Source organism: Chryseobacterium sp. FR054 (assembly GCF_056844565.1).
Genome location: NZ_JBXDSA010000003.1, coordinates 312626 through 327246, shown reverse-complemented (window position 1 = coordinate 327246; position 14621 = coordinate 312626). Strand labels below are relative to the sequence as shown.

Sequence of the window (14621 nt, the reverse complement as noted above, 5' to 3'; positions counted from 1 at the left end):
CGATTCCGGGCTTTTGTACGTTTTATTTTTATGCTGTTTTTTAAACGGCTTATTAATATCAGGATTTTTCAAAATATTCTCTTGGCGTTTGGCCGTATTTTTCCTTAAAAGCTGTGGCGAAGAATTCGGGAGTCCCAAATCCCAGGTATCTGGCAATTTCTTTTATTTTTCTTTCTTTGAAATCCGTATCGCTTTTTAAAATGCTTTCAAGATGGCTGAAACGGAGATCACTGATATAATGATTGAAATTTTTTCCGGTTTTTACTTTAATAACGCGGCTCAGATATTTATCATTTGTATTGAACTTTTCAGCAAGGGTATTCAGTCTTAAATCCGGAGTGAGGTATTTATTTGATTTTTCAAAGTCATCTAAGCTTTTAAGGAGCTGCTTAACAGTATATTTGTTGATGGGCAGATAAGCCTCATAATCAATTTCCGGAGGATTGCTTTTCTGTTGGTTTTGTGAACTGTAAACAACAGGAATTTCTTCTTCGGAAACTGCTGGTTCATTATTATTTTCATTTTCAGAAGTTGTATGAGATTTCAGGGTAAGTAATTCTTCCTTCTCATTATTGCTTGTTCCTGAGAGATCCGTATGATCCGGTTCTTCTGCAATACCAGGCTGAATGTGTTGCTGATGATTCTTATGTTTTTTATTCTGATGCATGAAAAAACCGGTGGCAGCAATAATTCCGAGAACCCCTATGCCGATAAAGGTCCACCGCTCTTTTTTCCGGTCGGAAAGCAGATTTTCTTTTTCTTCTATAAGCCTTTTTTCATCGTAATCAATTTTTAGTTTCTGAGCAATGTTGTTTTGTTCTTCTTTGAATTTTTTCTCATACTGTAAAAGGTCATCCACTGCATTGAGCTGCTTTTCCCTGTTTCCCTTTTTCTTGTGATAGTCTATAAAAAACTCAAATGCCGGGCGGAATTCCAGAGAAATTCTGCCGGTTTTTTTATAATCACCGATGATTTCCTGAAAAAAAGGAAGTGCTTTCTCATCTTTTTCCAATTTCCAGTAGCACATTCCCATATAAAATTTTTCATAGAAATGATGATCGGAATCATTATACAGGCTTAGCGATTTTTCTAATTTCTGAATAGCAGAAGCGTATTTTCTTTGCGAATAGTCGTTAAACGCATCGGATGATAACAGTTCCGATAAATAAAAAGCAACATCCTGATTGTTTTTTATAAAGGCATATCCTTCTTTTAACAGCGTAATATTACGGTCCGTATGATTGACAGCAGAGTTTATTCTGATTAAATTATTTAAGGTATAAATATAGGACGCTCTGATATCGGCTGTATTTTTCTTATCCTTTTTCCATTTATAATATTCATAGATTTCATTGGCGATCTTCTGGGCCTCCATGTTATCCCCGATTTTATTCTTTAGCCTGGAAATGGTAAACAGTCCTTCATAAGCGAATTCCTTAGAAGTATCGTTTTTAAGATAGTCATCGGCTATTATTGCCATTTCCAATGCTTTTTTATAGTCATAATTTTTAAAATTTGCATTGGCGGCACTTGCATAAGCCATACCGATATACCGGTTGTCCTTAGTCTTAACGGATTCTATGATCAGGCTGTCTGCATATTTAGCTTTTTCGTTATCAGGAGCAAAGGTTGTGGCAAATCCGTAGCCGGTTATTAATTCCTCAGTATGATTATTTTTTTGGGCGAGTTCTATATATTTTTTTGTTAAGTAAAATGCCTGTTTTCTATCTTTCGAAATAACAGATATTTTATTTCTGAGAACTTCAAAATCTGTTTTTTGTGAGGAGATATCGTCCTGCTCTGTAAATGAGGCTCCAAAAAGGAACAGGATGGTGTTGAATAATAGTAAATAAAAATGCTTTTTTCCCCTTTTTACAAATGTTTTCATTCCAAAATAAGGAAATATTCGGTTTTCATGGTTTTTTTTCAAATGTATTGATTTTCAGTGGTCTGTTTCTTTTTGTTTTCTGTCCTCAAAATATTTTTTCCTATTTGCGAAGCTTTTTTTATGGTTTGGACAAAGATATTTTAATTTTTGACATCCTGCGTAAAAAGGAAAATTTGTTTTTAGGAAAACGGTGATTATATATTTGGAGCAACAGAAAGAAACATGCTTTTTACACAGAAAAATAAAAAAGATGTTCAGCTTTGATAACATGAAAAATAAACTTTAATTACTATGAAAAACAAATTAACAATTACAGCTACTCAGATTTCGGGGCTGGTGCTGCTTGCTTTTATGACCGTATATAGCTTTTTTGCAGCTTACAAAAACATAGATCTTCCCAATGGCTGGAGGTTTTACTGTGGCGCGTCAGGCTTTATATTGTTCAGCTCTCTTTTAGTATTTACCCTATTCAAAATCAACAGAAATAAATAATCAATGAAAAAAGAGAATATTTCTATCATAGCATTTGCTGCTGTTTTTATTATTGCTCTGGTACGTTTCCTGGATTCATCTGTGTATACAATGCTCTCTGCAGAGAATGCCGGTCTAATACAGGAGTATATTAAAAAATCTTTCTTTTGGGGGATCTTTTTTGGCGGAAGCATCGCTGCTGTTATTGTTGTGCTAACCAAATTATTAAAGAAATCCAAATAGTGAAGAATATGAAAAAACTATTATTGATGACTGTATTCTTTTCTGTGCATTCAGGACTGAACTGCTTCCTTAATCCTGATTATGAATTTACAGCGAAGAGTATTTTTGTGTTGATACTGAGCAGTATCTTATTTGCTGTTTTTATGTCTTTTTTTATGAAGAAACCGGATTCGTAGCTTACGACCGGCTAATTGAGTACTTTAAGAACAGAAAGATAAATTGTAAAACACCACCGCAATCCGTTTGCGGTGGTGTTTATTTATTTATTTATTCATTTCCAGCAGAGGTTCAATATATTCCCTGTCATTGCTCAGTCTCGGTACCTTATTCTGGCCGCCCAGTTTTCCTTTGGATTCCAGCCAGTGGTAGAACAGGTTTTCTTTAGCAATGTGAACAATCGGCCTTTTGAGGGTTATATTGTTGTATCTTTTGGCTTCATAATCGGAATTAATGGTTTTAAGGTGCTGGTCGAAAGCATCAATAAAACGTTCCAGGTCATTCGGATGTCTGCTGAATTCAAAGATCCATTCATGAGCACCGCCTTCATTTCCTTTCATGAAAACAGGTGCTCCCGTAAAGTCTGTAACAGATGCCCCGGTGGATTCGCAGGCTTTGGAAAGAGCAGACTCTACATTGGTAATCATGAGTTCTTCTCCAAAGGCATTGATGTAGTGTTTGGTTCTTCCCGTGATCTTTATTCTGAAGGGGCTGATTGAGGTGAAAACAACAGTATCGCCAATCAGGTATCTCCAAAGTCCGCCGTTGGTGGTGATAACCATAGCATAATTTTTCCCGGTTTCCACATCTTCGAGACTTACGACCTTCGGATTTGAAAAATGAAACTGATCCATAGGGATGAATTCATAAAAAATTCCGTAATCCAGCATCAGAAGCATTTCATCACTGTCTGATCTGTCCTGGATCCCAAAGAAGCCTTCGGAGGCATTGTAAATTTCGTAGTAATTGATGTTTTTTCCGATGATCTGGCTGTATTGATCCCTGTATGGCTTAAAACTGATTCCGCCATGAAAAAACACCTCCAAATTAGGCCAGAGCTTTGAGATACTTTCCGCACCTGTTTCCTTTAATACTCTCTGCAGGAGAACCATCATCCAGCTCGGAACTCCCAGGATGCTTCCCACATCTTCATTTTTTACTTCCGAAGTGATGGCTTTAAGCTTGCTTTCCCATTCAGACATCAGGGAAACTTTTTTGCTTGGTATTGTAGTAATTTCTACCCAGAACGGGAGATTATCAATTAAAATCGCGGACAGATCCCCGAATTTTGTATTGAAATCCGCATAGAGTTCCGAACTTCCGCCGAGACGCAGGTTTTTATTGGTAAAAAGCTGGTTTTCAGGATGATTGTTGGCGTAGATGGAAACCATATCTTTCCCCGCCTTCATATGGCAGTATTCAAGGCTTTCTGCCGAAATGGGAATGAACTTGCTTTTGGCATTGGTGGTACCCGAGGATTTAGCAAAATGCTTGATATATCCGGGCCAGCTTATGTCCTTTTGGCCCTGTCTGGCTTTTTCGATATAAGGTTCAAAATCTTCATAGGTAACGATCGGAACTTTATTTTTAAAGTCCTGATAGCTCGAGATTGAATTGAAACCGTGTATTCTTCCGTATTCCGTATCTTCCGCATGAAAGAGCTGAGAAAAAAGGATACCTTTCTGGGTTTCAATAGGATGGTTCATGAAATTCTGTATCTGATCTATCCTCTGACGGATAAACCAGTTGACTACAGTATTGAAGAGTGCCTTTGTTGCCATTTCAACAAATATAATGATATTTGAATTTTCAGAAAATTTTTATAGCATGAAATAAAAAAACCGTTACAGAATTTGTAACGGCTGATTACTTTTCAGAAAACCCTCTCAATTTATTCTATCGGTACACCTAGGTTTTTATAATAGCCACCATTAATTAAAAAGTAGCCGCCTCCAAAATTAAAACCTGTTCTATCTTTAAAAAAATCTTCAAGTGTACGAATAGAGCCTTGCCTTTTCTTATTCTTTTTTATTTTTTTTATCAAAAATCCGTAAGATTCTTCTTTACATTTCTCACACCTTATGACGGTCTTTACATGGGGAATAGTATCGTACTTAAATCCGTTTCTTTTATTATATTTAATATTTTCTTTATTAAATAAAGTAACATAGTATTCATTTTTACTATTTGCTTTTCTTAATACAATAGAATCACTCTTTTTAACTTCTATTGTTTGCGAGCAAATATTGATACTCATAAACAATAAGAATATGTATATTATATTTTTTCTTATAATTCCCATAACCAATAATTATCCTGCTAAACAAAAGATTGTACTAATCTCTGATTGTTCTAACAATATGATCTACAAAATAATATTGATAGCTATCTTTATTCTTAACCACCACAATATATTTGTACTTTTTATTGTAATTATCTTGTCTTATTATCTTACCTAAAGTATTTCTCGAGATAATTTCTTTATTAGTTATTTTATTACTCCTATAATTGGATTTTATATCAGAGGGTATGAAATGTACAGAATTACTTTTGTTAATATAAATCTGGAAACCTTCTATTTCTTTTTTTCCTTTATAGTTTGTATAAACAATTTTGTCCTGATTGTTGTCAAATAATATATAATATTTTTCCTGTGTAAAATAAAATTCAAAGAATAAAATGCCAAATAAGATTAATATTTTTTTCATAACGTAATTTGATTTTATTGGCAATTATGTGAAGCTGCTGGTTGCATTCAAATTATCAGGATTTAATTATTTATTATCTGATTACTATTTCAAGCTATCTTTTGGGATTGGAAATAAGTCCCAATCCATATACTTGGGATCTTTTCTTTTTAAAATTTCGTAATAGATATAATATGATTTAGTTGGCTGTGGTTTTATTAATCTTATTTCTTTACTGATCAATTTTCCATTGTTTCCAAATACACAGGTAAGAGATTCTCCCGTTTTATAACTATATATGGACGTTTCTATTTCATCTTTGCTATACTTTTTTAAAGATACCAACAAAAATCGCTCATCTAAATTATCTAACAACTCTTTAACATTTAAAAATTTAAAATCATCAGTATTTTTTAAGCCAACATTTTTTGTAGACCTGTAAAATATGATATTTTGTGGCAATTTATCTCTAAATATTGTAACTGTATTTTCTAAAAGTTTCTGATCATTGATCTCCTTTTTACACCCTATCAAGAATATTAATATCAGGAATAAACTAAATACTTTCATGTTTTCTATTTTAACTGAATTAGATAATAACCAGCGTTATGATGAGTGATAATAATTCCATAAGTAGCTATTTCAAACAAATTTCCCATTTCGTTTCCATTAGTATCATATCCTGAGATATAATTTCCAAAATGTATAAATTCATGTAATATTGTAACTGCAAGCAAAAAAGCTGTAGCATGTACGGTAGAACTTAATGATGCCTGTTCTAATCCTAAAACAAAATTTAAATTTATATTTAAATATGTAGGCTCTTTTGGATTAAAATTACCATAGTTAGGTCCGGAAGGTCCTGTCAAGTTAGGAACTAGTCTTATTGTAGGACCTTGCCCAAATGTCAGACTTCCTAAAACTTGGGATTGGGTTAATCCAGTTAACTCAACAATCCTATTTAAAGTTGCAGGATTATTTTCAATTTCACTTTTTAAATTTTTTATTATTGTAGTAAATTTAGGATACTTTAATTGATCTATCTTTCTCATTTTAAGATTTGGAGATGTAAATGTTTCATAATCAAGTATTGTTTGGGGATCTTCCAATACTAATTTCTCATAAAATCCTGATGGAGTATTCGTTATAAATAAATCTTCAAACTGTGCCCATAAAACATTAGGATTTTGCTTTAAAAAATCAATTCCCCAATACAGAAATTTAGCACCGTTTACTGTTTGGTTTGTGAAAAAATAGGTTCTCAGTCTTTGCGCTATTGGGTTATTCCCCTGTACAAAAGTATATTGTGATGAAGACAGATTGGGCATACTAATCTGGCTTAGCATATAATTAAGTGCATCTGGAGCAGGAAGGTGATAGGCAGGATTGGTTGCACCCCCACCTCCGCCATAATCTCCACCCATTGGAGGGAACTGTTCTGTTCTGCAACCTCCTCTTATTATCTGGGTTTCATAATAAGCAGCATTGGTAGTTCCTGTGTAGGCGCAGGGTTGCCCTGGAAAATGAAGCCCTTCTATACAGGATACAGGTGTAGTAATGACGGTTTGGCAGGTAACGCCCTTTGATGATGATGCTCCCATTACAGGTCTTCCGTTCTTAAAATAAAGAGAGCCCAGGGTTTCCCCTTTTTGAGTTTTATAATTTACAGTGCCACTGAATACAGGAAGATTAAGGTAAGAAGTTTCATGATCAGGAATATACTCTGTTACAAAAAACGGATCTTTATATTGAGGCGTATACACCAGGATTTCAAAAACGGAGTTTCCTTTGTTTACCAGGGTACTGTACGTTACTCTGTTATTTCTGCTGATAACATCTACCAGGCGATCGTTATCCAAAAGTCCGGTGTATACATCAGATTTAAAAGTGTTTTCCATGAAAACTGTTTTCAGATAGTCTTTAAATAGTGGCACATCTTTCATTCTATACATCCCGGCAGTATCCAGTTTTGAGATACTTGGAGCTAATGTAGTCTCTTCTGCCGGAGATAATGATTCCGTTCTGCAGCCCTGCAGAAACAATAGGGATACCATGAGTATCAGGATGTTTAATTTTTTCATCAGATGGTGATTTTGTTTTACAGGTGCAATATAAGATTATTCCCTAAATACACAAACTCTATTTTCGGGAATTGAATTCCCGTTTACCGAACAACATTTTTTTTTCCCGTTCTGCCAATGTTTTTTATTATTTTTGTTGTAAATACTTTACTTATGAACATCCAGATAGGCAACAAAATAAGAAGGCTGAGAGAAAACAAAGGCTTTTCGCAGGAAGAAATGGCCGAAAAGCTGCACATCTCCCGTTCCTCCTACAGCAGAATAGAAAACGGTGAAACCAATTCTTGGGTTAATCATATTGAAAAGTTATGTGAAAATTTAGATGTAAAACCCGAAGAATTACTTCTTAATACAGAAAACCTATATCAAACAAACAATGACAGTTCTGCTGTTCAGACCAATACTCATCAGGACACTCATATTACAATCAATCATTTATCAGATAAAGTAATAGAGCTTTATGAAGAGCGCATTAAAGAACTGAAAGAACAGGTAGAATACTGGAAATCTAAAGCACAGTAATAATTATTCACCTTATATACAAAAAGCATCCCGGAGGATGCTTTTTTATTGGGTATTTATACCATGAGAATATTTCATCACTCATTTTATCTATCAGGAATTCTTTCTGATGCTCCATAGTTTCTTTTAGCAATTAATGAATGATAAAAAGTATCAAAAAATACTCTTTTAGTATCTGCGGAGTTACTAAAAGAGTATAATAATCTGTTTCCAAAGGAATGCTTTATTCTTTTTTAGGAAATGTTTTGTTTCCTTTCTTGCTAGATCTCTGGCTGAGATCTTCATATACAGGCTTGGCTGTAGCTACACCCTTGTCCGCCGCTTCTTTGGCTACCCCGTAGTACAACATAGAGGACACCAGAGCCTCGCTGCCTGCAAGCATTACGGTATCTTCTATATCCGAAGATAGCTGCTTTGTAAGATTTCCTAATGTGTAAGTCCTGTAACCAAGGCTTCATCTTTTAGAAATTCTCCTTTATCCATATAGGCAGGTGTAAACTCCAGGTAACTTTTTACCTTCTGTACGGTAGCTACAGTTTTATCTCCCATTTTAAAAAGAGCTTTCCTGTTATCTGCGCTAAGTGCCTGTGCTTTTAAAGTTACTATATTAAATGTAATGAATAATTGGTTTTAAGTAATTATTTAAGTTGTTGAAATGCAGTGTGTTAAATGGTGAAGAGTAATTTTAAATACAAATTTAGTTTTGTTTTTATTTTTTTTATCATCCGGTTTGTTTACAGGTATTTTTTTATAAAGATATTTACGATTACTTAAATTTTACACTCTACCATTTTGAGTTTTTCTTATAATATTCCAGCCAGTCAGACTTCTAAAACAGAAAGCATAAAAAACAAAATCAGAACAGGAAATTCCTATTCTGATTCAAATATCATAAAGCCGATAGTCTTTTTCGGAACCGACCGGATTATTGTTTCTTAGCAGTACTCATCATAAGCGGCCTGAAGATTGGCGGCAATAGCACCTGCCGGATTTCCTTCAATATGATGTCTTTCCAGCATATGAACCAGTTCTCCGTCTTTGAAAAGAGCTACACATGGAGAGCTTGGAGGAAACGGAGCAAGGTGTTTTCTTGCTTCTACTACTGCTTCCGTATCATATCCTGCAAAAACGGTCGTTAAATGATCCGGTTTTTTATCTCCTGTCAAAGAATATACTACACCAGGTCTTGCAGCTCCGGCAGCACATCCGCATACGGAATTGATCACCAATAAAGTGGTTCCTGACTGTTTTAAAGCTTCCTCCACCTGCACAGGAGTTGTCAAATCTTCGAAACCTTTATCTGTAAGTTCAGCCTTCATAGGCATTACTAAATCTGTTGGATACATATATTTTGTTTTTTATCAGCACAAAGTTAAGCAATTCTTTACGTATGTTCAATACATAAAAACTATCAATAGTTTAGCTATAAAAAATTAATTAAATATTAATAATTCAATAATATTTGAAAAAAAATAAAATAAAATAACGAATAATGAAAAATAATTGTTAAATTTGAAATGATTCTGAAAAACAAAGGACCATGAAAAAAACAATTACAGCTTTCCCTCAGGCATACCCGTTATTCAATACTGCCTAAGGCAGTTAAGAGAAATTAATAACCTTGAATATCTGAAAAACGAAGCCCGGAACAATATTGCTCCGGGCTTCTTTAATCAAATCGATATGCAAAGGTTGGATATCCTTATAAAATAGTGTCAGTTTTCAGCAGCTGACTAAGAAAGGAGCTTTTTAGCCATCTCGGAAATACTTTTTCCGTCAGATTTTCCGGTCAGTGCTTTTGATGCGGCTCCCATTACCTTCCCTAAGTCTTTTACAGACTCAGCTCCGGTTTCTGAAATAATATTTTTAATCTCTGTTTCCAGCTCTTCCGGAGAAAGCTGTTTGGGCAGAAACTGCTCAATGACTTTCATCTGTGCCTCTTCTACTTCGGCAAGATCATTTCTTCCCTGTGCTGCGAACTGTTCGAAAGAGTCTTTACGCTGCTTGATCATTCTCTGAAGAATGGCTATTTCCTGTTCTGCGGAAACTTCAGCGCCTTTTGCTTCTGTTTTCAGAAGTAATATCTGAGATTTTACAGCGCGAAGAGAGTCCAGAGCAACCCTGTCTTTCTCTCTCATGGCTGTTTTTATGGCTTCGCTTATGGTATTTTCTAAACTCATGGCTTCAAATTTAACAATGTATCAATGTAACAGTTTACCCATGATTGATTGATATATATTGTTACATTGGTACATTTTTATATCGTTATATTAATTAGTCTACGTCTTTATTTAAAAATCTGTTTTCTCTGATCTGCATAGAACCATTGTTGTCGGACAGGTAGGTGTTGATATTCTGGTCTGAAGCATTAGTTCCGTCGATAGAGATATTTTTTCTTTTGAAGGCCGGAATAGATTCAAATTCGCTGGAGCTGTCAAAACTCTGGTAGCGGGAATTGAATTCTTTCAGTTTGTTTCTTCTCTCCAGCACTCTCTCCTGATCAACAGCCTTATTCACAAAGGTAAATTCTGATTCTTCCGTTTTCGGAGATTCTGTTGTATGTTCAACTGCCGGTTTGATTTCCACTTTCGGTTCTTCCTGTTTTGTCTGTAAGAAGGTTTCGGTCTGCTGAACCGGAGTTTCAGTCAATGTACTTACAGGAGCACTGAATTCTGCTTTAGGCTGTCCGAAATCTGTTTTTGGCTCATTGGATGAAGGCTGGTTTACAAAGAAGCTGAATTCTACCGGTTTTTCATCGGAGAAAGAACTGCTTCCGGAAGAAAGGGAAGGGCTGTCATCTTTCTTGGCATCAAAATCAAATTTGAATGATTCTATTTCCAGGTCATTAGGATCTTCTCCTTCTTCATCATAAGAGAAAAGGCTGTAAGATTCCTGTTCGGATTCTTCATTGTCTCTCCATTCCTGAGCAGGGTCCTGTCTGTTTTCTTCTCTGTCGTAGAATTTTATTTCTGTTTTGGTTTCTTCTTCTTCAACGATGATTCTTTTTTCAGAAGTCGTTACTCCAAACTGAGGGGTATCGCTGTCTTCATCATCCAGTCTGAAAAGGTTTTTACCTCCGAAATCGCGCGGAGTTTCAGCCGTTGTTTCTCTCTCTTCTCTTGTTTTGAAGGGAGAGGTTTTCGGAGCTTCAAAACTGTCGTTAAGACTGATTCTGATCTTTTCTGTTGGGCCTGCAAATTTTTTGTTATCATTGGAAAACCCTGTTGCGATAACAAGAACGCTTACGGAATCTCCCAGTTCTTCATCTGCACCTACCCCGAAGATGATGTCGGCTGTATTTCCTGCTTCTTTCTGGATATGGTCCATAATCACCCCGATTTCGTCCATCGTAACTTCTTCGGCACCGCTTCTGATCAGGAGAAGTACATTTTTAGCCCCTGTGATCTTATTGTCATTCAGCAACGGAGAATCAAGGGCCTTTTTAACGGCTTCTTCTGCTTTGTTTTCTCCTGAAGCAATTCCTGTGGACATTAATGCTGTACCGGAGTTCTGAAGTACAGATTTGGCATCTCTGAAGTCAATGTTGACATCAAAATAACCGGTAATTACTTCTGCCATGCCTTTTGCAGCATTGGTCAACACTTCATCGGCTTTGGAGAATCCCTGCTTGAAGCCCAGGTTCCCGAACTGCTGTCTGAGTTTGTCGTTATTGATAACGATCAGGGAGTCTACATTGTTTCTCAGTTTTTCAAGGCCGTTTTCTGCCTGCTCCAGCCTTCTTTTCCCTTCAAAGCTGAAAGGAACGGTAACGATTCCTACGGTAAGGATTCCCATATCTTTGGCTACTTTGGCAATAACGGGAGCAGCACCGGTACCGGTACCCCCACCCATCCCGGCAGTGATGAATACCATTTTGGTATTCTGTCCCATCGCGGCTTTGATGTCTTCAATGCTTTCAATGGCAGATTTTTCCCCTACCTCAGGATCGGCACCTGCGCCAAGACCTTCGGTGATGGTAGTTCCCAGCTGTACTTTATTGGCTACCGGGTTATTATCTAAAGTCTGGGCATCTGTATTGCAGATCACGAAATCTACTCCGTGAATTCCTTTTTCGTACATGTGTTTCAGCGCGTTGTTTCCACCGCCACCTACTCCGATCACTTTTATAATGGATGAATTTCCTTTTGGCAAATCAAATGAAAATCCTTGTGTACCTATATTTTCCATAACTATATTTTTAATAATTGATAACTGACAAATGGTGGCTGATGAATGTTTTAGTTCAAGATAATAAATACTTTGTTATTTCTGTAACATTTCCTGCACCTTTTATCATTTATATTTATTCTACTTCTTCAAAGAATTTTTTTACTTTTTCCATGAGTGACTGCCCAAAGGTCAGTTTTGCTCTTTTGCTCTCCTGCTGTTCGGTTAAAACAGGTTTTTCTTCCACGGGAGCCGCCTGCTGAACCGGTTGTGTTGTTTCTGTCTGTGTTTCAGTAACTTCTGCTTTGGGTTCTTCCTGAACAGGTTCCATAACTTCAGCATTCTGCTTCTTGTCCCTGATCTTCAAACTTTCCATAAGCAAGCCGATAGACGTAGCAAATTCCGGGCCTTTCAGGTACTGGTTCTTGTCGTTGGCTATATATTCATTCGCAAAACCTATCCTGCTGTCGAAGCCTGTTGTATAATTGGCCAGCTGTCTGAGGTGCTTAAGGTTTGAGCCGCCTCCGGTAAGAACAATTCCGGCAATCAGTTTTTTCTTCTGCTCGAATGCTCCATAGGCTTTCAGTTCGGTATTGACCATTTCCAGGATTTCTTCCACTCTGGCATTGATGATCTGCGCCAGTGTTTTGAGAGAAATCTCTTTATCCGGTCTGCCGTGAAGTCCCGGTATCGTAACAAAAGTACTGTCTTTTTCCAGTTCGGGAACTGCTGAACCGAATTTTACCTTCAGTTGTTCTGCATGTTTTTCGATAATGGAACAGCCTTCTTTGATGTCTTCTGTAATAATCCCCCCTCCGTAAGGAATTACGCAGGTATGACGGATGATATTATCTTTAAAAATAGCTATATCTGTGGTACCGCCACCAATATCTACGATGGCGACGCCTGCTTCTTTTTCTTCTTTGGTAAGTACGGCTTCCGAGGATGCTAAAGGTTCCAGCGTAAGGGCTTCCATTTCAAGGCCTGCTTCTCTTACACATCTTGCAATGTTCCGGATGCTGCCCATTTGTCCCACAACAACGTGGAAGTTTGCTTCTAAACGTTTTCCGTGCATCCCTACGGGTTCCTGAATTTCGCCTTCGGAATCTACTTTATACTCCTGGGGAAGTACGTGGATGATTTCTTCACCGGGAAGCATCACCAGTTTTTTTACCTGGTCTTTCAGTGCTTCGATGTCGTCATCTGTGATGAATTTGTCCGGATGTTCACGCATAATATAATCGGAATGCTGCAGGGAACGGATATGTTTTCCTGCGATACCTACGGTGACTTTACGGATGGGAACTCCTGCGCTGGACTGTGCCTCAGACACAGCCGCCTTGATTGAATTAATGGTCTGTGAGATATTGTTCACAATTCCCTTATGAACTCCAAGACTTTTGGCCTTCCCTACACCGAGAACTTCTATTTTCCCGTGTGCATTCCTCCTTCCGACAATCGCGACAATCTTTGTTGTCCCGATGTCCAGACCTACTGAATACTCTTGATTTTCCATTTGTTTATATCGATTTGATTTTTTCTACTTTTTCCCAATCGGAACCTTATCCAATTTTGTGCTAAATATCTCTTTGAGATCAGGTTTTATTCTATTTTTACCTTTGCTTTGGGTTTTGGCGCCGGTTTTTTGTCTGTTTTTTTTGTTTCTTTGGGCTGAGCTGCTGTTTTGGGCTTTATACTTTCCTTCGGTTTGGCTGAAGTACCGGTTTTCTTTTTTTCTGCAGGCTTGAGAACTGCATCCGGTTTTTTCGCTGCCGTAGGGATAGGGGCCTTTGCAAGCTCTTTATTTCCTGCTTTCAGAATACTGTCATTTTCTTTAAAATAAGGGTTTAAGGTAGTGACAATCTGGTTCTGATATTTTACGGAGACTCTGCTGTATTTTTGAGGATCCTGATATACGAGGTATTTTTCTACAAAGGCTTTAAAGCCTTTCACTTTAAATTCAATATTATCAAGATCGCCTATTTCCACTTTATAATTTCCTTCGCTGGTGAGAAGGTTGTAATCGTCTTTGTATTTGGAGATCCCGATAAAGAATTTCTTGCTGAAATCATCTTTGTCGATCTTTTCTACCAGTTCTGCCAGTTTCTGATATTCTTCTGGTTTTACATTTCCGGTTACCAGCATACATGGATGGGAATAGGTCTTTGAAATGGGGAATTCTGTTCCTTTCTGATCCACATAAAAATCTCTTCCGTCTTTGTTGAGTCTGAAAACGGGAACCCGCTGTTTGATATCGAGATTAAGTTTGCCGTTCAGATTTAAATATACATTGGCACTGTCTACTGCCGGCAGGGAATTGATCTTCTTTTCCAGTGCGGGAATATTCAGATCTCCTACTTTTCCTGACGGATTTTCTTTTTTGACAATAGCTCTGATATCTTTTTCATCAATGAAGTAAACCGGAGTTTTTTCATTCATTTTTACAGAAATTTTTTGGTCCGTAATCTTCTGACCACTGAATCTCTTTAATGAGAAACTCAGCAGTAATCCTAAGATGATCACAGTGACCGCAATTTTTAGTATTCTGTATTTTTTTTTCATATT

The 14621-nt window shown here is 36.7% G+C and carries 16 protein-coding genes; 3 read left to right on the top strand and 13 right to left on the bottom strand.

What is annotated here, in order from left to right:
• Positions 1-58: 58 nt before the first annotated feature.
• Positions 59-1888 (bottom strand): helix-turn-helix domain-containing protein, encoded by a 1830-nt coding sequence (locus AC106S_RS14250; protein ID WP_482440005.1) that lies wholly within the window; start codon positions 1886-1888, stop codon positions 59-61.
• A gap of 291 nt (positions 1889-2179) precedes the next feature.
• Here AC106S_RS14250 and AC106S_RS14245 point away from each other — a divergent pair, with 291 nt between their 5' ends.
• On the top strand, positions 2180-2380 hold the full coding sequence (locus tag AC106S_RS14245; protein ID WP_482440004.1) for a hypothetical protein: 201 nt from the start codon (positions 2180-2182) through the stop codon (positions 2378-2380).
• A 3-nt stretch (positions 2381-2383) separates the two neighbouring features.
• The gene (locus AC106S_RS14240) at positions 2384-2602 is read left to right on the top strand and encodes a hypothetical protein (protein WP_482440003.1); all 219 of its coding nucleotides are present in this window, start codon (positions 2384-2386) and stop codon (positions 2600-2602) included.
• A 263-nt stretch (positions 2603-2865) separates the two neighbouring features.
• On the opposite strand, the gene AC106S_RS14235 is transcribed toward AC106S_RS14240, so the two are convergent.
• From AC106S_RS14235 to AC106S_RS14215, 5 genes are all read right to left on the bottom strand, one after another.
• On the bottom strand, positions 2866-4380 hold the full coding sequence (locus AC106S_RS14235; protein WP_482440001.1) for a GH3 auxin-responsive promoter family protein: 1515 nt from the start codon (positions 4378-4380) through the stop codon (positions 2866-2868).
• Positions 4381-4490: 110 nt separating this feature from the next.
• Positions 4491-4856: a hypothetical protein gene (locus AC106S_RS14230; RefSeq protein ID WP_482439999.1), complete on the bottom strand. Its 366-nt coding sequence runs from the start codon at positions 4854-4856 to the stop codon at positions 4491-4493.
• 79 nt (positions 4857-4935) lie between these two features.
• Positions 4936-5307, bottom strand: a complete 372-nt coding sequence (locus AC106S_RS14225; RefSeq protein WP_482439998.1) for a hypothetical protein — start codon at positions 5305-5307, stop codon at positions 4936-4938.
• Positions 5308-5391: 84 nt separating this feature from the next.
• Positions 5392-5856 (bottom strand): hypothetical protein, encoded by a 465-nt coding sequence (locus tag AC106S_RS14220; protein WP_482439997.1) that lies wholly within the window; start codon positions 5854-5856, stop codon positions 5392-5394.
• Positions 5857-5861: 5 nt separating this feature from the next.
• Complete coding sequence (locus tag AC106S_RS14215; protein WP_482439995.1) at positions 5862-7367, bottom strand: hypothetical protein; 1506 nt, start codon at positions 7365-7367, stop codon at positions 5862-5864.
• Between the two features lie 153 nt (positions 7368-7520).
• Here AC106S_RS14215 and AC106S_RS14210 point away from each other — a divergent pair, with 153 nt between their 5' ends.
• Positions 7521-7889, top strand: coding sequence for a helix-turn-helix domain-containing protein (locus AC106S_RS14210; protein WP_482439993.1), 369 nt, complete (start codon positions 7521-7523; stop codon positions 7887-7889).
• A gap of 223 nt (positions 7890-8112) precedes the next feature.
• Here AC106S_RS14210 and AC106S_RS14205 read toward each other — a convergent pair whose 3' ends face one another.
• The 7 genes from AC106S_RS14205 to AC106S_RS14175 form a co-directional block, all read right to left on the bottom strand.
• A complete protein-coding gene (locus tag AC106S_RS14205; protein WP_482439992.1) occupies positions 8113-8271 on the bottom strand; it encodes a hypothetical protein in 159 nt (52 codons plus the stop codon).
• 44 nt (positions 8272-8315) lie between these two features.
• Entirely contained in the window at positions 8316-8438 is a 123-nt protein-coding gene (locus AC106S_RS14200; protein WP_482439990.1) for a hypothetical protein, read from the bottom strand.
• 386 nt (positions 8439-8824) lie between these two features.
• Positions 8825-9235, bottom strand: coding sequence for a BrxA/BrxB family bacilliredoxin (locus AC106S_RS14195; protein ID WP_482439988.1), 411 nt, complete (start codon positions 9233-9235; stop codon positions 8825-8827).
• A 387-nt stretch (positions 9236-9622) separates the two neighbouring features.
• Positions 9623-10069 (bottom strand): GatB/YqeY domain-containing protein, encoded by a 447-nt coding sequence (locus AC106S_RS14190; RefSeq protein ID WP_482439987.1) that lies wholly within the window; start codon positions 10067-10069, stop codon positions 9623-9625.
• A gap of 94 nt (positions 10070-10163) precedes the next feature.
• Positions 10164-12077, bottom strand: a complete 1914-nt coding sequence (gene ftsZ, locus AC106S_RS14185; RefSeq protein WP_482439986.1) for a cell division protein FtsZ — start codon at positions 12075-12077, stop codon at positions 10164-10166.
• 115 nt (positions 12078-12192) lie between these two features.
• Positions 12193-13572 (bottom strand): cell division protein FtsA, encoded by a 1380-nt coding sequence (gene ftsA / locus AC106S_RS14180; protein WP_482439985.1) that lies wholly within the window; start codon positions 13570-13572, stop codon positions 12193-12195.
• An 86-nt stretch (positions 13573-13658) separates the two neighbouring features.
• On the bottom strand, positions 13659-14618 hold the full coding sequence (locus AC106S_RS14175) for a cell division protein FtsQ/DivIB (protein ID WP_482439984.1): 960 nt from the start codon (positions 14616-14618) through the stop codon (positions 13659-13661).
• Positions 14619-14621 lie beyond the last annotated feature (3 nt).